General features: G+C 45.6%; 23 protein-coding genes. 14 read left to right on the forward strand and 9 right to left on the reverse strand.

Annotation, left to right across the window (positions count from 1 at the left end; all coding sequences use genetic code 11):
* Positions 1-109 precede the first annotated feature (109 nt).
* Both E7X56_RS00440 and E7X56_RS00445 read left to right on the forward strand, forming a co-directional pair.
* Entirely contained in the window at positions 110-1102 is a 993-nt protein-coding gene (locus tag E7X56_RS00440) for an aspartate-semialdehyde dehydrogenase (protein ID WP_135603775.1), read from the forward strand.
* A gap of 213 nt (positions 1103-1315) precedes the next feature.
* Positions 1316-2182 carry a class I SAM-dependent methyltransferase gene (locus E7X56_RS00445; RefSeq protein ID WP_135603777.1) on the forward strand — a complete coding sequence of 289 codons (867 nt, stop codon included), beginning with the start codon at positions 1316-1318 and terminating at the stop codon, positions 2180-2182.
* A 24-nt stretch (positions 2183-2206) separates the two neighbouring features.
* Here E7X56_RS00445 and E7X56_RS00450 read toward each other — a convergent pair whose 3' ends face one another.
* Positions 2207-3562 (reverse strand): MATE family efflux transporter, encoded by a 1356-nt coding sequence (locus E7X56_RS00450; protein WP_135603779.1) that lies wholly within the window; start codon positions 3560-3562, stop codon positions 2207-2209.
* 62 nt (positions 3563-3624) lie between these two features.
* The gene (locus tag E7X56_RS00455) at positions 3625-4158 is read right to left on the reverse strand and encodes a hypothetical protein (protein WP_135603781.1); all 534 of its coding nucleotides are present in this window, start codon (positions 4156-4158) and stop codon (positions 3625-3627) included.
* Positions 4159-4410: 252 nt separating this feature from the next.
* Here E7X56_RS00455 and E7X56_RS00460 point away from each other — a divergent pair, with 252 nt between their 5' ends.
* Positions 4411-5343 carry a UbiA family prenyltransferase gene (locus E7X56_RS00460; protein WP_135603783.1) on the forward strand — a complete coding sequence of 311 codons (933 nt, stop codon included), beginning with the start codon at positions 4411-4413 and terminating at the stop codon, positions 5341-5343.
* Here E7X56_RS00460 and E7X56_RS00465 read toward each other — a convergent pair.
* The 4 genes from E7X56_RS00465 to E7X56_RS00480 form a co-directional block, all read right to left on the reverse strand.
* Positions 5330-6121, reverse strand: coding sequence for a helix-turn-helix transcriptional regulator (locus tag E7X56_RS00465; RefSeq protein ID WP_371413326.1), 792 nt, complete (start codon positions 6119-6121; stop codon positions 5330-5332). The genes E7X56_RS00460 and E7X56_RS00465 overlap by 14 nt on opposite strands.
* A gap of 290 nt (positions 6122-6411) precedes the next feature.
* Positions 6412-8028: a bifunctional phosphoribosylaminoimidazolecarboxamide formyltransferase/IMP cyclohydrolase gene (purH, locus tag E7X56_RS00470; protein ID WP_135603785.1), complete on the reverse strand. Its 1617-nt coding sequence runs from the start codon at positions 8026-8028 to the stop codon at positions 6412-6414.
* Between the two features lie 74 nt (positions 8029-8102).
* Complete coding sequence (locus E7X56_RS00475) at positions 8103-10004, reverse strand: phosphoadenosine phosphosulfate reductase family protein (protein WP_135603787.1); 1902 nt, start codon at positions 10002-10004, stop codon at positions 8103-8105.
* A 53-nt stretch (positions 10005-10057) separates the two neighbouring features.
* Positions 10058-10879: a Dna2/Cas4 domain-containing protein gene (locus E7X56_RS00480; protein WP_135603789.1), complete on the reverse strand. Its 822-nt coding sequence runs from the start codon at positions 10877-10879 to the stop codon at positions 10058-10060.
* Positions 10880-11001: 122 nt separating this feature from the next.
* Here E7X56_RS00480 and E7X56_RS00485 point away from each other — a divergent pair, with 122 nt between their 5' ends.
* The 5 genes from E7X56_RS00485 (at position 11002) to cyaB (ending at position 14954) form a co-directional block, all read left to right on the forward strand.
* Complete coding sequence (locus tag E7X56_RS00485; RefSeq protein ID WP_135603791.1) at positions 11002-11742, forward strand: helix-turn-helix domain-containing protein; 741 nt, start codon at positions 11002-11004, stop codon at positions 11740-11742.
* A 62-nt stretch (positions 11743-11804) separates the two neighbouring features.
* Entirely contained in the window at positions 11805-12854 is a 1050-nt protein-coding gene (locus tag E7X56_RS00490) for a hydroxymethylglutaryl-CoA synthase (RefSeq protein ID WP_135603793.1), read from the forward strand.
* An 11-nt stretch (positions 12855-12865) separates the two neighbouring features.
* Positions 12866-14038 (forward strand): thiolase domain-containing protein, encoded by a 1173-nt coding sequence (locus E7X56_RS00495; protein ID WP_135603795.1) that lies wholly within the window; start codon positions 12866-12868, stop codon positions 14036-14038.
* Between the two features lie 6 nt (positions 14039-14044).
* A complete protein-coding gene (locus E7X56_RS00500; protein ID WP_135603798.1) occupies positions 14045-14434 on the forward strand; it encodes a Zn-ribbon domain-containing OB-fold protein in 390 nt (129 codons plus the stop codon).
* A gap of 1 nt (position 14435) precedes the next feature.
* A complete protein-coding gene (gene cyaB / locus E7X56_RS00505) occupies positions 14436-14954 on the forward strand; it encodes a class IV adenylate cyclase (RefSeq protein WP_135603800.1) in 519 nt (172 codons plus the stop codon).
* 107 nt (positions 14955-15061) lie between these two features.
* Here the strand turns inward: cyaB and metG are convergent, their stop codons facing one another.
* Positions 15062-17107 carry a methionine--tRNA ligase gene (metG, locus tag E7X56_RS00510; RefSeq protein ID WP_135603802.1) on the reverse strand — a complete coding sequence of 682 codons (2046 nt, stop codon included), beginning with the start codon at positions 17105-17107 and terminating at the stop codon, positions 15062-15064.
* Positions 17108-17237: 130 nt separating this feature from the next.
* On the opposite strand from metG, the gene sppA reads away from it, so the two are divergent.
* A complete protein-coding gene (gene sppA / locus E7X56_RS00515) occupies positions 17238-18473 on the forward strand; it encodes a signal peptide peptidase SppA (RefSeq protein WP_135603804.1) in 1236 nt (411 codons plus the stop codon).
* Positions 18474-18575: 102 nt separating this feature from the next.
* Here the strand turns inward: sppA and E7X56_RS00520 are convergent, their stop codons facing one another.
* Both E7X56_RS00520 and E7X56_RS00525 read right to left on the reverse strand, forming a co-directional pair.
* Positions 18576-19502 carry a ribose 1,5-bisphosphate isomerase gene (locus E7X56_RS00520; RefSeq protein ID WP_135603806.1) on the reverse strand — a complete coding sequence of 309 codons (927 nt, stop codon included), beginning with the start codon at positions 19500-19502 and terminating at the stop codon, positions 18576-18578.
* Positions 19503-19555: 53 nt separating this feature from the next.
* Positions 19556-19957, reverse strand: a complete 402-nt coding sequence (locus E7X56_RS00525; RefSeq protein WP_135603808.1) for a hypothetical protein — start codon at positions 19955-19957, stop codon at positions 19556-19558.
* 93 nt (positions 19958-20050) lie between these two features.
* Here E7X56_RS00525 and E7X56_RS00530 point away from each other — a divergent pair, with 93 nt between their 5' ends.
* From E7X56_RS00530 to E7X56_RS00550, 5 genes are all read left to right on the forward strand, one after another.
* Positions 20051-21415 (forward strand): NAD-dependent succinate-semialdehyde dehydrogenase, encoded by a 1365-nt coding sequence (locus E7X56_RS00530; protein WP_135603809.1) that lies wholly within the window; start codon positions 20051-20053, stop codon positions 21413-21415.
* Positions 21416-21475: 60 nt separating this feature from the next.
* Positions 21476-22270 carry a class I SAM-dependent methyltransferase family protein gene (locus tag E7X56_RS00535; protein ID WP_135603811.1) on the forward strand — a complete coding sequence of 265 codons (795 nt, stop codon included), beginning with the start codon at positions 21476-21478 and terminating at the stop codon, positions 22268-22270.
* Positions 22271-22379: 109 nt separating this feature from the next.
* The gene (locus E7X56_RS00540; RefSeq protein ID WP_135603813.1) at positions 22380-23816 is read left to right on the forward strand and encodes a D-aminoacyl-tRNA deacylase; all 1437 of its coding nucleotides are present in this window, start codon (positions 22380-22382) and stop codon (positions 23814-23816) included.
* 106 nt (positions 23817-23922) lie between these two features.
* On the forward strand, positions 23923-25026 hold the full coding sequence (ftsZ, locus tag E7X56_RS00545) for a cell division protein FtsZ (RefSeq protein WP_135603815.1): 1104 nt from the start codon (positions 23923-23925) through the stop codon (positions 25024-25026).
* A gap of 198 nt (positions 25027-25224) precedes the next feature.
* On the forward strand, positions 25225-25422 hold the full coding sequence (locus E7X56_RS00550) for a protein translocase SEC61 complex subunit gamma (protein WP_135603817.1): 198 nt from the start codon (positions 25225-25227) through the stop codon (positions 25420-25422).
* Position 25423: the final 1 nt, after the last annotated feature.

Raw genomic sequence — 25423 nt, forward strand, 5'->3', positions numbered from 1 at the left:
GGAATACATTGAGATCCCAAAAGCAAAGTTCACACAATTTCACATAAATGATGCTAATAAAGAAACTCAGGGTTTTCATGGACTCTCAGCAACTAATGGACGAAGGAAAATGAGTTACAAGATAGGAATTATGGGTGCTACTGGTGCAGTAGGCAGGGAAATTATCGAAGTTCTTCATGACAGGAACTTTCCTGTGGAAAGTCTAAGGCTTTATGCATCAGAGAGAAGTGCAGGTAAGACGATCGAGACACCTTTTGGTGAGATCACCATTGAAAACGCCGGCTCGGCAGATTATTCACAGCTTGACATCGCATTTTTTGCGATCAGCGGAGGCTGGAGCAAGGAGAATGCCCAAAAGGCAACAAATGCAGGGTGCTATGTGATCGACAACAGTAGTGCTTTCAGATATGATGATGAAGTGCCACTGGTGGTTCCTGAGATCAATGCCAATGCTATCGGGGACTCAAAGCTGATCGCCAATCCGAATTGTACAACTGCTATTGCAGCCATTCCTCTGTATAACCTCCACAAGGAATATGTTCTGAAGAAGGTCATCATCAGTACCTACCAGGCTACCAGCGGTGCCGGAGCTGCCGGAATGAGCGAATTGACAGAGGAAACCAGGAATTACTTGGAAGGCAAGGAGGCCCGGAACAAGGTCTTTGTTCATCCTATCGTTTTCAACACAATTCCACACATTGACAGTTTCCAGGAAAACGATTACACCCGTGAAGAGATGAAGGTTGTCTGGGAAACCAGAAAGATATTCAGTGAACCTGACATGGCAATTAGTTGCACCTGTGTAAGGATTCCGACCATGAGGGTTCATGGGGAAAGCATAGTGATCGAGACCGAAAAACCGATCTCTCCGGAAGATGCAAAGAAGCTATTAGGCGAAACAGAGGGAATCGAACTAAAAGATGACATTGAGAACAACGTTTACCCAATGCCACTGACTGCTACCAAAAAATATGACGTGGAAGTTGGCAGGATAAGACAGAACCTTGTTTTCGGTGACCACGGTCTTGAGTTCTTTGTATGTGGTGACCAGATCCTTAAGGGCGCTGCTTTGAATGCTGTGCAGATAGCTGAAAAACTTTAATAAGACACGTATTTGCTAAGGAAAGGAGACTCATGCGTAGTTCTCTTTCCTCATCCTCTTCTTCTTCTTCTTCTTCCTTCTTCGTTTTCATTTTGTTCTTCTTAATACTCATTCTTCTAAGGTTCCTCATCTTCTAAATATTTATATTTTCTGAGATACCCTCCTAATTTTTTGGAGCAAAAACTTTTTTTGATGACTTCCCATATTCCTGCCATGGATCTCAGCGAAGTTGACTGGAACGAAGTATGGAAGGAACAGATGAGGCTTTATAATGAAGTGGATGGCTCATCGGAAAAGGTGGACATATGGGAGACCAAGGAAAGCGCCAGAAGGTACTGGGAAATGTCCCGGGACAAAGGCGCTGCCCGGGTTGACCATACCCTGAACGAGATAGACCTTAAACCTGATTCACGTGTTCTTGATATCGGTGCAGGTCCGGGAGCACTTTCCATTCCTATCTCAAAGCGCGTCCGAGAGGTTGTTGCTGTCGAACCTTCTGATGGTATGATATCCGTTCTGCAGGAAAATATTGATGAGATGAACCTCGACAACATCCAGTGCATACACAAAGGCTGGGAAGACATTGAATTGGAAGAGATGGGTGATAACTATGATGTTGTGATTGCTTCCTATTCGCTGAGCGTTCCCGATATCAGGCAGGCCTTTGAAAAGATTCAGGCAGTTTCCAGCGGGTCCGTCTACATCTACTGGTTTGCAGGAGAAACATCCTGGGATGAACAGTATCGAGCCATATGGCCTGCCCTTCACAACGAGGAATATCACAGTTCTCCCAAGTGCAACATAATGTACAACGTTCTTTACGATATGGGCATCTATCCTAACATAAACGTCTTCCCCATCGAGCGGAGTATGTATTTCTCTTCACTGGAGGATGCTGTAAAACACTACATCCCACACTATCGGGCATATACTCCTGAAAAACTGGAGATCCTGAGGGAATATCTGGGTACGGTCCTGCCTCAGAACGAGGATGGTTCCATCCTGCACCTTGGTGATACTATGCGGGTCAGGATGTGGTGGAACAACAACAACAACAACAACAACAACGAGCTCAAATAATTTTCAGGATGTCTCCTCGTTATATTATGCGCGGATACCTTTGAAAATGCTGTATTCCTTTGCCAGCATTACAAAGGTCACAAGGAATGAAAGTCCATCTGATATCGGGAACGCTATCCATATTCCCTCCAGCTGGAAAAATCTGGGCAGTATCAACACAAGGGGTATCAGGAACAGGACCTGACGGCTGATGGATAGTATGAATGCTGGCCAGGCTCTTCCAAGGGTCTGGTAGATGGATGCTCCTACTATCTGGAATCCGATGAATGGAACTGCAAGCACCATAATGCGTGTGGCAGATCTGCCCGCATCTATCAATTGCTGGTCTGTGGTGAAGATGCTGAATAACTGGGACGGGAAGAGGAACAGCAACAGGAATCCTGCCATCGATATCACGGTGGTAACCTTTATGGCAAGCAACGTTGAGCTAATGACCCTCTCGAAGTTCTTTGCACCGTAATTAAATCCTACAATAGGCTGGAGCCCCTGGACTATGCCTATCATTGGCATGAAGGTGAACATGAAAAGGCGGTTGACAACACCAAAGACTGCTATGGGTATGTCTCCTCCATAGATCGCCAGTGTGTTGTTTATTACAATGATCATCAGGCTTCCTGATGCACTTCTTGCAAAAGAGGATGCTCCGATGGTAATGGTCTCCTTGAAAACGTCCGGATGAGGAATGAGATTTCCTACATGGAAATTCAGGCTGCTCATTCCACTGCTGAAATAATGTACCAAGTAGATGGCGCTGACAGCCTGTGATATTACGGTTGCGATGGCAGCACCCTCGATTCCCATATCAAATCCGAAAATGAATATCGGGTCAAGGATTATGTTCAGTCCGGCAGATATGAGCATTGTCAGCATGGCAACCTTTGCATTGCCTTCTGCACGAACTATATTATTGACTGTCATTGAGAATGCAAAAACGATTGTTCCGTACAATATTATTCTCGTATAGTCAAATGCGAACGGCAGGATGGTATCGGTAGCACCGAACAGTTTCAGAAGGGGTACGATGTAAATACTTCCAAGTACTGTGATAAGTATACTGAGTGCCAGTATTGCAGATATGGCATTCCCAAGTGCAATATCAGCACGTTTGTAGTCCTTTGAGCCAAGGCTTCTTGATATTATGGATGCACTTCCAAGTCCAATTGTAAGTGCCACTCCCATTATTATCATCTGGATAGGGAATGCTATTGTAATGCCTGCTATTCCCTGTACACTCTCAGCCCCGAGTGCCCTTCCGACAAATATTGTGTCCACAAGGTTGTAAAGTGCCTGAACTACCATTCCTATGGTTGCTGGCACTGAAAGTTTAAAAAGGACCTTTGAGATGCTTTCTTCTGCAAGCATCCGGGCTCTGGCGTTCATTGGTGTTTTCCTCGAAAAGGTTTGGTGGTGAGAAAGAAAACACCTTATAAAACAGTTCCGTATTATCTCTTTTTACGAATATTGTGGCATCGATCGTCTATCAATAGGGGTATGGTATCATTAGGCTGTGTTTCATTGTAGAAAAAAACAAGTGCCATGGATGACCATTCGATCCTGATGCTTCTGGCGTTTTCCTTCCCGGGATCCATATGGGCTAACATGTTGATCTCATCTGCAAGATCATTACCAAAAGTTCTGGCATTTGCAGATTCCATATCAGGAAATTCCTGTAAAAAGATGGTGGAAATGAATTTGCTGACCCCTTTTCTTGAATCTCCGATCACATTTGTGTCGCAGGAACCGATGTGTATGTTCAAGCCATTCGTATCAGTCCAGTAATGTGAATTAGCTCCGAATGGCACGTCCATGGATGGTTCAAAGGGACTGTTTGATCGAGATCGTATATCCATCATCTTTAGTTTCCACATGTTTGTAAGGCTGGAGGATTCTTTGCAGCAGTTTATGGTATATCTCTGCTGATCTCCATCTGTATATCTTTCAATCTCTGCGGATATTGCAGGACAATAGTTTTTCATTTTCAGCCTCTTGAGTTATCAGGATGCGGTTGTTCAATCACTCATTCGAACATCCCGAACTCTTCGTTTTTCTGCTTTTTTTAATCCTTCCCAAATGATGTTCATTTGGTTAGTATGATGTAATTAGTAGTTATTTTTTCACGGGTATATATTAGTGATTTAGTTATCTTTTAGTGGAGTTGTCTAAGTTAGTTCAATGGTATAATCCTATTTTACTTTAATAATATCTGGAAGTCCACTACTATTATACTCATGGCTGAAAAAACAGTTATTTCCACAAATCAGTTGAGCTATCCAAAAAACAACAACAGTAACAACAATAATCTTGTTTTACCTGACATTTCGGGGCTGTGGCCAACCCTTCATCTCTTGAACAGTTCCACACTGGTCTCGATGTCCGGGGCTTTAAGGATATATCTTGCTTTCCTTCTGCTCCAGATGCAATGTAACATTCTCTCCTGTATAGCAGGTGGCCTGGTCGTGTATGCTGTATACACACTGGATCGTGCGCTTGATTCAGAAGAAGATGCTGTCAACAGGTCCGAGCTTACAGGTGCAAGAAGGGATGTAGCACTTTTCGTTTCGTTGCTTGCATTTTTAGCAGGTGCTTATTTCCTGTTCCTCGATGGAATATTGCTTCTCGCATTCCTTCCTCTTGTTACCGGTTATCTTTACAGTAAAGGACTAAAGGTCGGCAAACATCATTTGAAACTAAAAGGCGGTCTTGGAGTAAAAAATCTTGTTGTGGGTACAACATGGGGTGCCTTCATTGCCGGTATTGCAGGCTGGTATGCTGAAAGTCTTTTCCCTGTGATTGCAGTTTTCCTTTTCTTTGGGATCAAACTTTTCGTTAATTCATCTGTCTATGATTTCAAGGACATCAAGGGTGATGCTCTTGCAGGTATCAAGACCCTGCCTGTGAGTCTTGGACCACGAAGGACCCGTGATCTCCTGTTGGGTATGCATCTATTCTCCCATTCTCTTCTGGGGATTTTGATACTTTCAGAGGCCATTGCCTATGAGCCTATTATTCTGGTTTACAGCTTCATTGCAGGAATGATCTGCATAGGTAGGTTCACAGTACCTACGGAAAATGAGTCAAAGGGCAGAATGCACAAGCGCCTGTTCGTTGTAGATGGTGAATCAAGTATGATGGTCGGATTAAAGGCATTTACAGGGATGTAATTTCCCTTGCCTCTTTTTTGTAATGCTCAAAGAGTTCTTTTCCCCAGCCTGCAATGGTCTGTCCGGTTCCCATCAGGTCTCTCTGTGGGTCATAGCTCCCGTTCTTGAAAAAGAGTGACAGGGAAAAGTAGTTGTCAGTCGCGATGAACGCAACTTTAGCATTGTCGATCAGGTAAAGGCTTGTGTTATCCGAATCCAGGTACATCTGCATCGTTTCTGTGTACTCATTTTTAACTTTTTCAAAGACGTTCCTGGTTAGTATGAGGGATGTGGGGACATTGTTCTTTGCAAGGTTTGCGAAGAATTCGGGATACCTGGGTATAAATATTGAAGATACGCCGCAGACCTCATTTGATTCGGCAATGTTGTCCAAGAAGTTCTTATGGGAATCGTATATGTTCTCAAGACCTTCTTCATGGATGAAACATTCTCCAAGCTCACTTATCCTGTCAAGAAGATATTGTGGGATACCTTCAAGAATGTGTTCTTTCCAGAATTCCTCATTTTTCTCTATTGAACAAAGTGTATCCACCAGTAGCCTCAGGTATTTGGCTGCAACTCTGCCAATGGGGGTTATGAAATACTCTTTTTCATCCCTGCAGATAAGGTTTGCAGCTATCATTTCTTTTAATCGGGGGGATATCTCCGGTGAGCTGACGTTAAAATGTTCCCTTATCTGGGATAATGATCGAGGTCCTTCTTCTAACAGGAACAGAAGGTCCTTTCGTTTTTCAGAAAATGTTAAAATGCTCAGTAACCCTGTTGATTTCAGTTGCATCAACTCCAAGGTTGATTGTGTATCAATTGTATATATAGTTTAGGAATTGTTATTTAAACATTTCTGAAATATTGGTTATATCTTCAAAATACAATTGTTCGACATTCTCATTATGAGGTCCTATGGTCTTGAAATATTTGGTTATAACCAATCGTTCTAATATTTTAACTGAAATACAATTAGACGTAATTGAAACAACTTTGAAAAAGGTCGCTCCAGAAAAAGGTCAAAAGAAAAATAAAAAAATGGTTGGAAGAATGCATACCTGTGTACGCATTCTTTTTGGTCTTTCAGTGCAGGAAGTGTCTCATTCCTGTGAATACCATGGATATGTTCAGGCGATTTGCAGTTGTAATTACCTCATCATCCCTGATCGATCCGCCTGGGGATATGATATATCTGATCTTGCTTTCGTTGGCATGGACTATGCTGTCATCGAATGGGAAGAAAGCATCTGATGCCATGACACATTCGGAAAGTATGGACTCCCAGTATTCTTCAAATGACATGTCCGGCTTTTCCCTTTCGTATATCATTTCCAGGTTCTCTCTTACTTTTGTGGTTGCAAGCTTGCGGATGGAATCAACACGGTTTGGCTGTCCTGCACCCATTGAGAGCATCACAAAACATCCTTCGCTGTACTCATATGCCAGAGTTACAGAGTTTGACTTTGTGCTCTTGCAGGCACAAATGCAGAACTCGGACAGTTCACGCTTTTCTTCAGGGTATGGTGTATCTGTAACGCATTCCCACTTCTCGTAGAGACCGATGTTCCTTTGCTGTTTCAGCATTCCTCCAATGACATACTTGTAGGTGCTGTCTGTATCAAAGCTCTCGTTGAACTGTGGAAGCTCAAGCAAGCGAAGGTTTGCGCTCTTCTCCTTCAGGTACTCAAGTGCATTGTGCTCGAATCCAGGTGCCAGGATGATCTCGACGAACTTGCCTTTGAGGAACTCTGCGGATTCCATGTCAAATACGGTGTTCGTACAGATTATACTGCCAAAGGCGGATATGGGGTCGCCGTCCCATGCGTGCTGCAATGCTTCACAAAGTGTATTTCCAGTTGCAAGTCCGCAGGGGTTGTTGTGCTTGACAATAGCAACAGCAGGTTTCTTGTTCCCTACCTCTTTGATCGTCTGGAGTGCATTGTCGGCATCAACGTAGTTGTTGTAGGAAAGCTCTTTTCCATGCAGTTGTTTTGCATTTGAGAGTGCAGGTCCTTCAATACCCTTCTCCCTGTAAAATGTTGCTTCCTGATGCCAGTTCTCACCATAACGAAGCTTGACGCCGTCGGTGAAGTTCATACGAAGAACGTCCTCTCCGAGTAGTGTTTTGCTCAGGTATGTGTCAATGGTGCTGTCGTAGTCTGCAGTGTGACGGAATGCCTTGACTGCAAGTGTTTCCCTTGTCTGGTCGGATACTATGCCTGTTGACCTTAATTCCTTGAGGATGTGTCCGTAATCTTCCGGGTCACATACAACGGCTACAGAGGAGTAGTTCTTTGCAGCAGAACGTAACATTGTAGGTCCACCGATATCGATGTTCTCGATCGCCTCTTCAAGGTTAACACCTTCTTTTGAGACGGTTATCTCAAAGGGGTAGAGATTGACTGCCACCATGTCGATAAGCTCGATGGATTCTTTTTCTGCCTCTCCCATGTGTGAAGCATCTTCTCTCAGGCACAAAAGCCCGCCGTGTATCCTTGGATGCAAGGTCTTTACACGACCTCCCATCATTTCAGGGAATCCGGTCACTTCTGAGACATCGGTAGTCTCAATACCCGCATCACGGAGCATCCTTGCAGTTCCGCCGGTCGATATGATCTCTATGTTCAGTTGCTCAAGTCCTCTTGCAAACTCTACGATTCCAGTTTTGTCAGAGACGCTCAGCAGTGCTCTTTTTACCAAAAAATCACCAAATTATGTTGTTATATATTATGTATAAATGTTCTGGTTGGCAATGTGGTACATTGGTCCGTTAATCAGCCAAATTTCACGATCGGACAAATGTCAATGCAGGCGCCACAGTGGATGCATGTATTTCCAATGACCGCTTTTTCTTTCTTGATGGTAATGGAATTGTTGGGGCATTGTCCCACACAGACTCCACAACCCATGCATTTCAGGGCACGCCTGACCGATCTTTCCACATTGGTCATGAACTTGCGTGCACTCTTCTCGTCATTGCCTCTTGCAGTGATTGTCCCTGAGGCGAATATCTGTGCACGTTCATCCCCATTTTGTACTGAAGCGACCCCTTCGATATAAGCAGGCTTTCCGGCAGCATGGAGCTGTCCGGTACTCTCAATTAGCTCCATATCAAGTGCAATGCCAAAACTGCCTTCTGCAGACATCCCACCTTCGCGGCATGGCCTGTATCCGGAGGTCACAGCAAAGTTCAGGTTACCCTTTACTTTGCTCTTTGGTATGATATTGATCCCTTTCTGTTTTGCCACTTCTGCAATAGCAGGTGGCAGGGTCTGCCATCTCCAGAATCCATGGTCCACCCACTCTTTTGAGAGTCCCATACGCTCTGCATATTCCAGCAGGTAGTCATTAAGTCTCTTTTCCATCTCTGGATGGGTTTCCTTTAAACGCACCAGATCTGCCAGTGATGAGGACGGGCACAGCCAGCATCCGATCCTGTCAAAACCGCGTTCATACATCACATTGTATGGTACCCCGGTCTTAAATATGTAAAGCCAGACATGCATTGCGGTCCAGTCCTGTATCGGGGATGCGCCCACCTGGTTTCCTACCCAGGGGTTCTTCCACACACGTTCGCTCTTTGCCCGGGCATCGGACTCATACTTTCTCTGGCCGATAAAAGTGAGACATCCGTTCTCGTAGTTCTCTTCGATTATCTGTGTGATGGGGCCGAGCTTACATACCTTGCAGCACCAGCGTGCTTCCACAGATGGTGGTCCGAAATTATCCACGGAATCCCAGAAAGCTTCCTTTGCAGCTTTTGTCCTGAGTGGTTTCCTGTATAATTCTTCTATCTCTTTTACATTCTCTACGGTTTCAGGGAATTCCAGTCCGGTATCTGCAAAGAGGAGATCAAAATCTTCTAGGCATTCACTTGTCAGTTGTAATACTGCAAGACTGTCCTTGCCACCGGAATATGACACAGTGACCGGTTTTTTAACGGTCTCGGTAACGTTTTTGATAAATGAATGTGCTTTCTCCTCAAAACGTTCGAGGATATCAGAGTTCGCCTTCACGGCATCGTCCCAGGTCTGTCCACCTTCCGGAACGTTCAGTTTCTCAGGCTTGCCTTTCCAGCGGGTCTTGACACCGACACCACGCTTGTGTTCCAGCATATCGGCACCTGACATGCGTGCACGACCAGCAGCTATGATATCTCCTTCGGGGGTAAGTACGACCGTCTCATCGGAAATCTGTATGTCCGGGTCGGCATCAACGATCCCCGGTGCAAGTACGCTTGCACCCTTTAATATGAAACTCACGGCTCCGCCGTCCAGTACAACCCATCCCTTCATGTCCTTGAGGTCCTTTCCTTCGAAAAGACGTCTTGCGCCGGGCAGTCTTGGCAATAATACCCACTGTAGTTCTTCCATCTCAAAACGGATGCTTGCGAGAACTTCTCCGTCAACGATGATCTCTTCCATCCTGTCATCGTATGGAGCTTTGTTCATTACAACAAGATGACCTTCCGGTATAAGTGGTGCGTTGAACTGCTTTAGTGAAACGGCATTGATATGATCGATGTCGTACTGGAATGCCGGACGTATATCTCCAGGAGGGGTGACCTCTACCTTTTGAGTGCTTTCCCCACAACTGCATTTTTTCCCAAGTACGGGTACATTGCAATGACTGCACCAGTGGAGAAGCAGTTTTCCAAGATATACAGGTTTTGACATCGTAGATGGTCACTGGAAGAATGCATAAATAGGTTTTGGGTGCTGGAACCTTTTCAAAAGAGTTTGGAAGCAAGAGATGACTTCGTAGTAGTGCAGAATTTTGTAAAATTGCAATATTTGCAGATAGGACCTTCTTTCCTTTCAGGCAGGATGCCTTCCTTTATAGTGTCAACACGCTTTCGTATCTTCAGAACCTGTCGGCGGTCTTCCGGTCTTATCTTCACTTTTCGGATATTTCCATGTCTTGCATATTGGACAAAACCATGCTCGACACTATCCTCATAGTTGTCCTCGAGAAGCATTGCAATGGCTGCAATGTGGATCCTGTCATTTCCCCAAACACCGGAATCCGGACATTTGCCTGTTCTGATACTAAGCGGTACCATCTTTTCTTTGTAGTGCACAATTGCAGAAGGTATGCCGGTCATCTTTAGTTTGTCAGAATGCAGTACTGGCTCTGTGCGACATGGCCTGATCATTTGTATGATCTCTTCTCTACCATGCTTCCTGATCGTTTCCGAAAGGTTCATGGCAATGCTGTCGATCTGTTCAGAAACAACACTTTCAGCAGTTTCCAGTACTTTGAAGGGCAGGTCTCGTAGTTCGGTAGAATATATTAGTTCCAGCTCGGCCTTTACACGTTCCATTTCGATGTTAAGTTCGTCATGGATATTCTGTTTGTCAGCCGTAGTTCTCTCGATAGCATCAGGATATCCGAGGGAAAGCTCCTTTAGCATCATGTGCTCGAGGTATTCGGAAGTTATCTCTGGGGCAAGCTTATGGTTTCGGTAAGCATAGTATACCTGCCGGGGACACTTCAGGTACAGCGTCAGTTCAGAAACATTTGCATGCATTTTGAGATTTATCAAGGGCATGATTTATAGAACATTATCGGCATTTTATAAATAGTTGAACAACATAAGGATTTTTATTCGTCAATTGTCGTAAGATCATTCGCTAAATATATATGTAGATTCATCCTCTTGACTAACGAAGCATGACTGAAGATATGGCCCATGAGAACATCCGCCAGCGTCTGGCTGAAAAGATGGCCGGTGAGATCACTTTATCTGAGAAGCCCGGAGAGGCTTTGAAGAAGTGGCGATTGAACTTTGAAATTGCCCAAACCGATCTTTCTGGTTATCTTGGTGTATCTCCTTCTGTGATAAGTGATTATGAAAGCGGCAGAAGGAAATCTCCCGGTACTCTTATTGTAAGCAAGATCGTAGACGCACTTTTGGAAATAGATTCCTCTAAAGGCGGACAGAAGATCCATAGCTATGAAGGTATGCTTTATACCGATCCGGGTGCCAAGGCAGTGTATGCCACGTATGAGTATACATATCCTATACAGCTTGCAAAGCTTGCAACCCTTGTCGAAGCAGATGTTGTGAACAAAGGGGTTGAAAAGCCGCTTTACGGTTTCACTGTCGTGGACAGTAAAAAGGCTATTCTTGAGCTTTCATCCCATGAGTTCCAGAAGTTGTATGGCTGGAGTACCGAGCGTGCAATGATATTCACAAAGGTTTCTACCGGAAAATCACCAATGGTGGCTATCCGCGTCACAAATCTGAAACCCGGTGCAGTGGTCATTCACGGAATAAGGGGTAATCAGGTAGATCCGATGGCCAGGAAGATGGCAGAGATCGATCGGATACCACTTCTTGCAACGACAATGGATATTGATGAACTGGTGGATGTCCTGAAAAAGTACAGCCAGTATCATGTGATCGAGTGAAAGAGTATCTCTTTTAGATAGATCTTGAAAACTTTTAATACATCAAACAGGTGAATAAAACAATGAGTGTAGGGATTGTCTCGTATGGTGCTTATATCCCAAAATATAGGATAAAAGTAGAAGATATCGCCCGTGTATGGGGAGATGATGCAGATATTCTCAGTGCAGGTCTGATGGTAAATGAAAAATCAGTACCTGACATGGATGAGGATACTGCTACAATTGCAGTGGAGGCTGCAAGGTCCGCAGTAGCACGAAACAACATAGATCCCAAACGTATCGGAGCCGTTTATACGGGTTCTGAAAGCCACCCTTATGCTGTAAAGCCTACCAGTACTATTGTAGCTGAAGCCATTGAGGCAACACCGGCTATGACAGCAGCTGACTTTGAATTTGCCTGTAAGGCAGGTACAGCTGCGATCCAGGCATGCATGGGTCTGGTCTCAAGTGGAATGGTCGATCTTGGAATGGCCATTGGTGCCGATGTTTCCCAGGGAGCGCCCGGCGATGCACTGGAATACACTGCTGCAGCAGGCGGTGTCGCTTGCATCATCGGTAGTAAGGAATCTGAGATGGTGGCAGTTATTGAGGATACTTACTCATTTACTACTGATACTCCTGATTTCTGGAGACGTGAGGGCATGCCTTATCCTGAACACGGTGGAAGGTTCACCGGAGAACCGGGATATTTCAAGCACGTGAGCGGTGCTGCAAATGGCCTGATGGAAAAGATGGGTACATCACCTTCTGACTATGATAATGCTGTTTTCCACCAGCCTAACGGTAAGTTCCCTTCAAGGGTCGCCAAGATGCTGGGATTCAGCAAAGAGCAGATCAAACCCGGTCTGGTCGTCCCAAGGCTGGGCAACACCTATTCCGGCTCATGCATGATGGGTATTGCCGCAACACTTGACCAGGCAAAACCAGGTGACAGGATATTCGCAACAGCATTCGGTTCAGGAGCTGGCGGAGATGCCTTCAGTTTCAGGGTGACTGACAAGATCGATGAGATCCGCGAGGCTGCACCTACAGTTGAAGGGCTACTGGCAGATCCGATCTATATGGATTATGCAATGTATGCCAAGCATAAAGGAAAGATCAGGCTGGCATGAGGGGTGTTGATATGAGAGATGTAGCAATTATTGGTGTAAAGAACACAAAGTTCGGTGAGATGTGGGAACGCTCCTTCAGGGATATCGTTGTGGAAGCAGGTATCGGAGCGATTGAGGATTCGGGAGTTAGCGGCGACAGGCTGGATGGCATGTATGTCGGTAACATGAGTGGCGGACAATTCGTTGAGCAGGAGCACATTGGTGCTTTGATCGCTGATTATTCAGGCCTGGCATTGGACCTTCATATTCCTTCAACACGTGTGGAAGCAGCCTGTGCCTCAGGTGGCCTTGCATTCAGGCAGGCCGTGATGGCAGTTGCTTCAGGCCATGAGGATATTGTGATGGCAGCAGGTGTTGAGAAGATGACCGATGTTTCCGCCACGGCAGCTTCTTCAGCTCTGGCCGCAGCGGCAGATCGTGAGTGGGAAGGCATAATGGGTGCAACGTTCCCCGGCCTTTATGCAATGGTCGCAAGGATGCACATGCACCAGTATGGCACTACCAGTGAACAGATGGCAACTGTAGCGGTCAAGAACCACAAGAACGGTTCCATGAATCCTATTGCACAGTACAAGAGTCCTATAACCGTGGACAGTGTACTGAACTCCATCATGGTAGCAGACCCATTACACATATTCGATTGTTCTCCGATAACAGATGGTGCTGCTGCAGTGGTCCTGGCTCCTGCGGATATCGCACATGAATACACGGACACTCCTATTTACATAAAAGCAACAGCACAGGCAAGCGATACCATCGCACTGCATGACCGTCGCGATATCACAACACTGGATGCATCCGTGTCAGCAGGCAAGCGTGCATTCGAGATGGCAAAGATGACCCAAGCTGACATCGACCTTGTTGAGGTCCATGACTGTTTCACCATTGCTGAGATATGTGCTATCGAGGACCTTGGCTTTGCAAAGAAAGGCGAGGGTGGAAAGATGACCGAAGAGGGAGAAACAGCAATTGGCGGAAAGATTGCTGTGAACACTTCAGGTGGTCTGAAATCATGTGGTCATCCTGTTGGTGCTACTGGTATCAAGCAGGTTGTAGAGGTCACCCATCAGTTGCGCGGCGAGGCTGGCGGACGTCAGGTAGACGGGGCTGAGGTAGGAATGACTCACAACGTCGGAGGTTCCGGCGCGACAGCAGTTGTACACATTTTAGCGAGGGAGAGGTGATCATCGATGTCTGTAGCAAGATTCTGGAGAAAGCAGATCAACAGGTACAATCTGGTTGGAACACACTGCAAGACCTGTGATTCATACTATTATCCCCCACGTAACGTATGCCCTAAGTGCAGGCGTGACGGTGAGATAGAGTCTCACAAGTTCTCAGGTCCCGGAGAGATCGTGACCTATACTGTCATTCACACAGCAGCAGAAGGATTTGAACATCAGGCTCCTTATGTGCTTGGCATTGTCCAGCTGGATGAGGGTCCAAGGTTCACAAGCCAGATAGTTTGCAAACCTGGGGATGTGCATATCGGGATGAAGGTCAAGCCAGTGTTCAGGAAGCTCGGTGAGGGTGGCGACCGGGGCATGATCTATTACGGAACTAAATACATCCCTGCATAAGATGATCGAGATCGAGATCAAGGTGCGTGCCGACCATGGTCCTGTCAGGGACAGGATCCTGGGAATGGGCGCACTCAAGATCCGAACTGAAGATCACCTTGATGTGTATTACAATGCACCTCATCGTGATTTTGCAGAAACTGACGAAGCATTGAGGCTGCGCAGTGTCAACGGCGGCACGCGCATGACCTACAAGGGCAGGAAGCTCGACAGCGTCTCTAAGACAAGGGAGGAATTTGAAACCCCTGTGGACGGGACGGCAGCAAAGGGCATTCTTGTCTCGCTTGGTTTTTTTGAATCCGGAATTGTGAAAAAAACACGGGAGATCTACAGATACGATGATATCACCATCTGCCTTGATTCAGTTGAAGGCCTGGGTGAGTTCGTTGAAGTGGAATTAGTGGCAGATTCGGATATTGATTCTCACAGGGAACTGCTGTTCGAATTCCTTGAAAGCATTGGGATAAAAAAAGAGGATTCCATCAGGACATCCTATCTTGAGATGCTGATGGAGAAATAAAAGGAGAGTTGTTCTCCTTTCTTTTTAATTTAGGTTTGAGTTCAACTTCACATTTACTATTGAAGTTTACTCTCGCGCTTGTATTCTAATTCGCTTTACATTGACACTTACATTATGCCATTTCCGGCATTGGTTCCTTTCTCAGGCTGCAACAGGATAGCTTTGCCTTCCTCATCAGTTCCTGCAAGTATCATGCCGTTGGACTCCACTCCGCAAAGCTTTGCAGGTGCGAGGTTTGTAAGTACAAGTACCTGCTTGCCGGGCAATTCTTCCGGTGAGTGTGATTCCTTGATACCGGCGACGATCTGGCGTGTTTCTTCCTCGCCAAGGTCGACCTGTAGCTTAAGCAGTTTCTTGGATTTCTTTATCTCTTCGGCAGAAACGATGGTTCCTATTCTCAGGTCAAGCTTTGAAAAGTCGTCGAATGTGATCAGTTCTTTCATCTCCTTTGGTTCTTCTTTTTCTTCCTTGCCACTCTGTTTTGCAATGGCTTCCTTAACTCTTGCAGATGCAATGGCTTCCATCTGTTCGGTCTTTTCATCCTCTACCTTCTCAAAGAGGATCGATGGTTTTTCAAGTGGTGTGCCGCTCTTTACAAGTTCTGTGGCTTCAGCATATCCTGCTGCATGCACATCTGTTGTCATTCCGATCTGCTTCCATGCATCTTCCATTTTACCTGGCAGAATCGGTTCAAAGAGCAGGCACAGTGCCTTTCCAAGCTGTATGCAGTTTGCAACAACTTCGCCACATGCTTCTTTGTTCTCTTTGATGAGCTTCCATGGTTCGTTGGACTGGAAATAGCTGTTTCCATATGATGCCAGTGCCATTACGCTGTCGGCATATTTCTTGAACTCATAGTTCTCCATTGCCTCATTTGCAGCTTCAATGGTTGAATTGATCTCATCCAGGGTTTCCTGTTTGATCTCGCCGGCAGGTATCTCCTTGAAGTTCTTGTGTGTGAACAGAAGTGTCCTGTACAGGAAGTTTCCGAAAACTCCTACAAGTTCAGTATTGATCTTGTCCTGGAAGACCTCCCATGAGAAGTTAAGTTCCTTGGTGTGGGATGTGTAACTTGCGAGGTAGTAACGTAGCAGGTCCGGGTGGAATCCATGGTCTAGATAGTCTTCTCCTACCCATACGACGTATCCACGGCTCTTTGAGAACGTCTTGTCCTCGATCTTCACCATTCCTGATGCAACAACTGCCCAAGGTTGGGTATATCCGGCACCTTTGAGCATGGCCGGCCAGAAGATGCAGTGGTGGTATATGATATCTCCGCCGATGAAGTGAACGATGCGGGAATCTTCTTTCCAGAACTTCTCCCAGCTCTCATTATTTGCCTCTGCCCATTCTTCAGTGAACGCGATGTATCCGATAGGTGCATCTACCCACACGTAGACCACAAGTTCATCATGTCCCGGGAAGCGCACTCCCCATTCAAGGTTCCTTGTGATGCACCAGTCGGTCAGCTCCTGTTTGATCCATCCAAGTGCGTAGTTCCTTGCATTGAGGGTTCCTCCGAGCTTTTCAAGGTGCTCTATCAGGAAATCCTTGAACTGGGACAGCTTAAAGAAATAGTGCTCCTGTTTCCTGTATTCGGCAGGTCCGCCGCATGTGGTACAGGTCGGATTCTCAAGTTCTCCCGGTTCAAGATGCTTTCCACATCCCTGGTCACATTCATCTCCCCTTGCCTCTTCCTTGCAGTGTGGGCATGTTCCTTTCACATACCTGTCCGGGAGGAAGCGGTCACATGCCGGGCAATATGCGATCTCGATGGTCTTTGGGAAAACATAATCGTTTTCGATAAGCTTGTTGACGATTTCGGTAGTACGGTCGTGATTTGTTTGATCATCGGTCGTGCCGAATGCATCGAACATCACACCCATTTCCTTGAAGGTCTCATCGAAATGCTTGTGATATATCTTTATCAGTTCTTTAGGTGTGGTGTTCAGCTCTTCCGCGTTGAAAACGATGGGGGTTCCATGAGTGTCGGAACCGCATACGAAAGTGACCTCCTGTCCGGTCTTACGGAGGGATCTTGTGAATATGTCTGCAGGGATATATGTACGCAAATGGCCGACGTGTGCCTTTCCATTTGCATATGGCAGCCCACATGTTACGAGGACTGGTTTATCTGATGGGAATTTGGACATCTTTTATCTCCATTATCATTAGTTTCCTTTTGCATGGTCTGCAATAATAAAATATATTTCGCTTATATTATCAACAAGAGAAGCTTTTTGAATGTTCAGGTCAATCTACAATATATATCAGAGGTATTGGATGACCAATAGTGAAGAACCTTTTAATTTAAAAGATGATGCTGAAGACCTTCTGGATGAAGTCCTGGAAGAATCCACAGAGGATGTGCCGGATCTTGGAGCATTCGAGATGACTCCGGAACCCGATTATACGGAGATACTGGACAATGTTCATGAGGATGGAAACCTGCCGGACAGTGTTGTTGTGCCTTCAGTTGAGTCTCCGGAAGAAGATATTGTAGCATATAACCCTCCTGTAGAGGTTAAAGAAGAGGGGACAACAATACCTCCAAAGGAAGCAATGGGCGCAAAAGAAGCTCCACAAAGTCCGCCTGCTCCAAAAAAGAGCCATAAATGGCAATATATTGCATTGTTCACTGCATTGTTGCTTATAATTGGTGGAAGCTTTGCACTTATTTACCTGTCCTTTGGTGGTGAGATCTATACTTCTGATAATAAAGTTGCAGTAATCTATGTACAGGGAACCATGCTTACAGGTAATCTCCCTTCAGGCTTTGGATATGCAACATCTGAGGATATATGCAACAGCCTGCGTGAAGCTGCAGCCGATGAAGGCGTCAAGGCCATAGTCCTCAGGGTGAACAGCGGAGGCGGATCGCCGGCAGCAGCAGAGGAGATCATAACTGAGATCGAGAATGTCCAGGCACAGGGTATTCCGGTAGTTGTTTCCATGGGCGATGTGGCTGCAAGCGCTGCATATCATATTTCCGCACCTGCAGACCTGATACTGGCAAACCCTTCCACGATAACCGGAAGCATAGGTGTGATCGGAGTTTACACGAACCGGTCGGAATATTACGATAATGAAGGTATAGATTTCTACATCTCAAAATCCGGTGAGTTCAAGGATATGGGTGGCGACTGGAGGGGCCTGACTCCTGAGGAGAAGGAGTATGCCGACACGGTAGTTCTCAAGGTATATGATCTGTTCATTACCAGTGTCGCAGAGCACCGTAATATGACAAAGAGCGAGGTCAAGGATATTGCTGATGGTCGCATCTACATAGCGGTGGAGGCAAAAGAGATCGGGCTGATCGATGACTTTGGGAATCTGTATGATGCTATTGATGCTGCTGCAGAACTTGGAGGTATCGAAGGTGAGCCTTCAGTATATTATATTAACAGGCCTTCTCTTTCGAGCATACTTTTCGGCTCAGAGGAAACCTTTTCAACAGATTCTGTTGAGCAACTGGTAAGTTATTATAAGGAAAGTCCGGTAGGTACGATCGTCGAGTGATCGGCGGTCATTTTTTTAGTTGATGATTTGAATGTATGTAAAAAAAGTGACCAAATCATTGATCACCTTATCTTTTAGTTGCTATCTTTGACCGATCATTGATCATCCGATATTGGTGAGTTCCCATCCGAGATGTTCCTTGATGATGGTGTAGGCCATCTGTGGTGGGAATGCTCCTACCTCTGTTATTATCATGTCAATGTATTCGGCAGGTGTTATGTCGAATGCAGGATTTTTCACTTTCACATTTGGCATTTCTGCAAGAACCTTTGGATCAATGACCTCCTCTGCAGACCTTTCCTCGATATCGATCATGTCACCAAGTATCGTGTTCGGGCTGAACTTGAAAGTTTCAGCAACGCTCAGGACATTCTTCCTTGCTTCGTGTGCAGCATGAGCCAGCTGTGATGTTCCGATCTTGTTTACAAGAGCACCATTGACGGTTATTGCATCAGCACCAACTATTACGGTGTCGACCTCTTTCATGGAGTATCTGACTGCAGAATCAACTATTAATGTGGTGGGAATGCCGTAATCGTTCAGTTCCCTTATGGTAAGCAATCCCTGTCTTCTCGGGCGTGATTCGGTTGCTATGACTGAGATGTCCTTGCCCTGCCTGAAAGCGGTGGATATGACCGAAAGTGCTGCGTGGGAGTTGCAGTGTGTCATGATGACATCCCCGTCATGTATCCTTTTAGCACCGATCTTCCCCATCTTTTCAAGAGCTTCTCCTGCCTGTTTGAGGAAAATGTCCGCATTCAGGACAATTTCCTCACGTGCTCCTGCCACATCATCAGAATAATGACGTTTTGTGATCTGTACTGCATTTGGTAAGGATACGGCGGTAGGCCGTGTCTGGATTAGGATATTGGCAGCCTCATCCACTTTCCTGTTAAAATCCCTTATGTTGGTGACCTTGAGGCTCAGTACGTAATCACGAAGTGCAGCAGAAGCGGCTTCGGCTATCCTTCCTGCTCCACGTATCTCCATGGTCCTGATCTTTTCTGCGGTGTCAAGTAATTGCTGCATAACGATATATTGGGGGTGAATGCATTTATATATGTTCGGTTATGTGCCAGGGCTCAGTTCTGCATGCGTTTTCCGATGGATAGTGGCAGTATCAGTAGCAATGCGTAGGAGAGCCATATTGACAGATATGCATAGTAGTCCTGATCATAGATCGTCAGGTACATCACCAGGTCAAGAAGTGCATTTATTGCGAGGAAGATCACTCCGAGAGCAGTTGCCTCTGCAATTTTGTCCACTGCATTTTCAAGGTATCTCTTTGAAATGTATGGTATCAACAACAAATATGCGATAAGTAACGGGATGGTTATGGCCGGCATTTTAGAAATATGTTCTATGGTGGTTATCTCCGATAATGTCGGGGTCATGAAGACAACGGTTCCCCACGCAAAACCGATCGCCCAGATGAGGAATGAATATCCTATCGCTTTCAGTGGTCGGTATGGTTTGTAGTTCATTTGAGTACCTCCATATTGTCATCTGGTACTATCATTTATACATTGATATCAAATCCGCCTCTCTTATATCAAATTAGGATCAATTAGCCAACTATGAACGCAATGGTCTCAATAAATCCTGCAAATGGGAAGGTCAATGGTGAGTTCGAATTGCACTCCTCTGAAGAAGTAAATTCGATACTGAAAAGGTCCGGCGAAACGTTCCTGGAATGGAGTTCACTTGCTGCTGCAGAGCGGGCAGTCTATCTTGAAGAGGTCGCTGCTGTGCTTCGAAAGGAGAAGCAGGATCTTGCAGATACCATTACAAAAGAAATGGGCAAACCCATAAAACAGTCGCTTCCAGAGGTTGAAAAATGTGCAAGCATGTTCGACTATTTTGCCTCCAATATTGAGTCACTTCTTGAGCCTGACGTTGTGGATGATGCTTCATCAGCCTTCATTTCATTTGAGCCCATGGGCACGATACTTGCTATCAAACCCTGGAATTTTCCTCTCTGGCAGGTCCTGAGTGCTGCTTCACATGTACTTGCAGGCGGGAATACGATGATTTTGAAGCATTCCAGCTATGTTCCGATGTGTGCTCTTAAGATCGAGGAGATCTTTGAGAAAGCAGGTGTTCCAAAAGGTGTGTTCCAGACACTCCTTGTAGACGGACCTACGGCTTCCTCATTGATATCAAGACCGGAGGTCGCCGCTGTCTCATTTACGGGTGGTCTTCCTTCAGGTCAGAAAGTGGCTGAAACGGCGGGTAGGAACATGAAGAAATGTGTTCTTGAACTCGGGGGCAGTGATCCTTTCATCGTATTGGAAGATGCCGATATTGAAATGGCTGCAAAGGTCGCTGTTTCAGGTCGTTTTATCAATACCGGTCAGACCTGCATTTCATCCAAACGCTTCATTGTGGATGAATCAATTGCAGATGAGTTCACAGCTCTTTTTGTGGAAAAGACCCGTGCACTTAAGCTGGGTGATCCGATGAACCCTGAAACAGACCTTGGTCCACTGGTCCGTGAGGGTCAGGTTGCATTACTTGAAGCACAGGTACGTGAAGCAGTTTCGATGGGTGCTAAAGTAGAGCTTGAGGGTGGCAGTCTGGGAGGCGAGGGTTACTATTTCTCACCTGTCGTCCTCTCTAATGTGACAACTGATATGGAAGTCATGAAAAATGAGACATTTGGCCCGATAGCTCCTATCATTGCAGTTAAAGATGAGGTCGAGGCCATGAGAGTTGCCAATGCGACTGAGTTCGGCCTGGGTGCCAGTATCTGGAGCGGGGATGAAGTAAAGGCCTCCTCCCTTGCATGCCAGATTCAGGCGGGTGTTGTTGGTGTGAATGGCTTTTTCAGGCCCGAGGCAAATTTACCATTTGGCGGTGTGAAGAAGAGCGGAATTGGAAGGGAGCTTTCAAGGTTCGGTTTCTATGAGTTCATGAACATCAAGTCCACAAAAGTGTATTGATGAGTTGTAATTAATGAGGTTCAATAAGGCGTGGTTCATGTATAAGCGGTGTTCCTTCTAATGACTTCCTTTAAGCATCTCGATGACTTTCCTGAAGATATCCATCATCTTATTCCCAAAAGTTTCGATATTATCGGGGATGTTGCAGTTGTATCGATCCCTCCTGAATTGGTCGATCATAAATTTTCTGTTGCAGAGTATATCTCTTCAAGGAGGGGCAATATCCGGGGGGTCCTCAATAAGGTGACGAAGCTGGAAGGTGATCATCGGGTTGCCGGTTTCGAACTGTTGTTTGGTGATAGCTCGTTAACAACTCATGCGGAATTTGGTATGAGGTATAAAATGGACCTGAAGGACGTTTTTTTCAATGGAAGACTTGCTTTTGAGAGAAAACGGGTGGCTTCCCTGGTTCAGCAGGGTGAGGACGTGTTGGTTCCTTTCTGCGGGGTCGGACCATTTGCAATTCCTGCTGCAGCAAAGGGTGCGAAGGTCATTGCTCTTGAGAAGAATCCGGCAGCTTGCAAATGGCTGGCTGAGAACATCAAATTGAACCATGTGGGGGATAACATAAGTCCTATCCTTGCAGATGCATCCTGTATTGGGAATATGCTGAATGCAAAGTTTGACAGGGTAATAATTCCAACTCCTTATGGGATGGATCGTTTCCTTGAGGATGTGCTTCCGCTTGTAAGAATTGGTGGACATTTGCATTTCTATACGTTCAAGACCCGGGAGCAGATCGAAGGTCTGATCAAGAAATATTCAGGTATGGGACTCAATATTATCGGTTATCGTCGGTGTGGCAATATTGCTCCCGGTGTTAGCAGGTGGGTATTCGATATGGTAAAGGTATGACCTCCGCTCCCTTATCATCTGCAGGCGGTAAAGGTTATTAGTTGTGCTATTCTAATTGCTGTGAACAGTTTGTGACTTAAATGTAATTTACTACTGGGGTTTATTGATCATGCAGACAACTATCGATAAGGAAAGTTCTACAAACATCATCATTATCTGTTCGACTGTTGATATGGCAGGTCAGAACATAAAAGCTCATTTGCTCAGTCTCAGGGAATGGAGAAGGTTGGAGTTACCTCCAGGTATAATTGAGGTCCTGTCCGAAGTCTATGAGAGTGGCAATTTCCGGATCGTGGAGGTTAATATACATCATATCTATCTGGAAAATATAGATGAGAAACTAAAAAAAGCAGGGTTTCCTTGTGATCTCATAATTTTTGCTTCCAAGCACAGGAGTGCGGATGGAAGACGGTTGCTCACATCCCATTTTACAGGAAATCCGGGATCAGCCGATTTTGGCGGCAATCCGGGTGAGCTGGCAAAAGCAGCTCCATTTGCTTTGCGTTCTATTCTACTGTCAATGTCTGAAATGGCTGGTGATATTGGCTATGACGTCTCCATGGAGTCAACGCATCATGGTCCTTCAGACCTGAACGTTCCTTCGGTGTATGCGGAGATCGGAAGTTCGGAGTCAGAATGGGTCGATACTGCTGCCGGTGATATAGTTGCCCGTGCTATCCTTGCTGTGGAACAGGTAAAATGTCCGGTTGCCATTGGTTTTGGCGGTGGGCATTATGCTGCAAGGCAGACGAATCTTATTTTTAGTTCTGATGTGACATTTGGGCACAATTTCCCGAATTACCAGATCCAGAATGTTGATGGAGCTATGTTCCGGCAGGCAGTTGAGAGGTCAGGTGCCGATCTGGTGTACTGTGACCGGAAATCGATGTCTTCGGGAGATCGGAAGAAGATAAGTGATCTGGCGGATTCGTCCGGTCTTGAACTGCTAAGGGAGAGCGACATCAGGGAGATGAGAGGTGTCCATTGGGATGATTTCAGGATATTCCTGCATAAGGTGAAGGAGCATGATATATTGGGTCAGGTGAAGTTCTCCGAAGGTATCCGGAAAAGGCTGGGTGAGGTGGCTCTCACTGGTTCGGGTATGGATGCTATGTCTGCCATAACTGTCAGGGTAGATCAGGAGCTTATTAAACTGGTCAAATCAGTGGACATTGCGGCTTTGAAGAACGTACTTCAGAACTCAAATATTGTGTATTTTGAATTAGAGGATGCAACTGTCTCAAATGTGTTCTTTACTTTCTGGAAGCAGGATGCAGAGGATTTCCTTACCTTTTTGGTAAACGAATGCATTAAAATACTAAAAGGACGTTATGATACTGAATATGTTTTCGATGAAAACGTGTTGTATATTACGGATGATAGGTTCAACCCCGATCTCGCACGAAAAATGGGAGTTCCTCCGGGTCCCATGTTTGGGAAACTGGCAAATGGTGAGTCGGTTACAATAGACGGAAGGACCATCGGGCCAGAAATGGTACGTGAAAGGACAAAAAAAAGTTTTGTGTTAAATAACGCAATCCTTTGAATAAAAGATGGTAAAGTATAATGCAAATATCTAACATGGGTATTGCATTAGTATTGTATAATTCCAATAATACATTTGATCATTTTGCTATAGTGGAGAATATGTTATGAAATCCATAGTAGAAGAGGCATTGGCACGATCTGTAGAAGAGACACAAATCCGTTCCAGCGTCCCGGAACAGAATGACATCAATGCGGAACTCGAAGCGATGCTTAGAGATCTGCAGACGAACATCAAGGTCATTGGTTGCGGCGGCGGCGGTTCGAACAGTGCTCAGCGCATGGCGCAGGAAGGCATCAAGGGCGCAGAGCTTGTTGCAATAAACACGGATGCACAACATCTTTTGAATGTCACTACCGAGAGCAAGATACTTATCGGCAAGAAGAAGACCCGAGGGCTTGGTGCTGGCAGTCTGCCACAGATCGGCGAAGATGCTGCACTTGAAAGCATTGATGAAGTACGCGCGGTCGTAGATGGCACTGATATGGTGTTCATTACTGCAGGACTTGGCGGTGGTACCGGTACAGGTTCCGCTCCGGTGGTTGCAGAGGCTGCGCGTGATACAGGTGCTTTGACAATTGCCGTGGTAACTCTTCCCTTCGCTGTCGAAGGTCAGGTAAGGCGCACAAACGCTGAGGCAGGGCTTGAAAGGCTCAGGGATGTTGCAGATACTGTGATCGTAGTTCCTAATGACAAGCTCCTTGAGGTTGTCCCGAGATTGCCATTACAGGCTGCTTTCAAGGTCTCCGATGAGGTTTTGATGAGAGCTGTGAAAGGTATTACCGAGCTTATTACAAAACCTGGTCTTGTAAACCTCGATTTTGCTGATGTAAGGACCGTCATGCAGAACGGTGGCGTGGCAATGATAGGTCTTGGTGAGGCAGACGGTGAGAACAAAGCTGTGGAATCTGTCCAGAAAGCATTGAGGAGTCCTCTTCTTGATGTGGATATCTCAGGTGCTACTTCCGCTCTTGTGAATGTTGTAGGTGGTCCGGATATGACCATTGCAGAAGCAGAGAGTGTTGTACAGGAAGTCTACAGCAGGATCGATCCAAATGCAAGGCTGATCTGGGGAGCACAGGTAGATCCTGAGCTTGAGCACTCTGTCCGCACAATGCTTGTTGTAACAGGTGTGAAATCTCCACAGATATATGGAAGTGGTAGTTCCCAGAACGTTACTCGAAAATACGGTATTGATTTCGTAAGATGAAAAGGAGTTCTCTCCTTCTCTTTCTAATTTGAACCAAATTGTTTTTGTGGGGTTCAATCGAAAGGTATTTTATATAGCACGTTATTTAAACGCCGCTAGAACTTATAATGGTCGAGGTGTTGGTACTCTGAATTTGATCAACCCCGATCAATCATATGTAATATACTAAAACTGGTTGTGAGAAGTTTGGCAGGTAATATGTTTGAAGCGCCTAAGATAAACCGTAATGTCGGTCAAGTCCTTAAGTCATACCTGAGGGTATTGAAATTGTCCAAGAAGCCTTCAAGGGAAGAGTTCCACATGATCTCTAAGGTCGCTGGTGCCGGTATTTTGGTAATTGGCTTTGTTGGTTTCATTATCTATATACTGCTGACGGAATTACCAAAGTGGGTGTAAC

Origin of the sequence: Methanococcoides sp. NM1 (assembly GCF_900774285.1) — an archaeon.
GTDB lineage: Archaea > Halobacteriota > Methanosarcinia > Methanosarcinales > Methanosarcinaceae > Methanococcoides > Methanococcoides vulcani.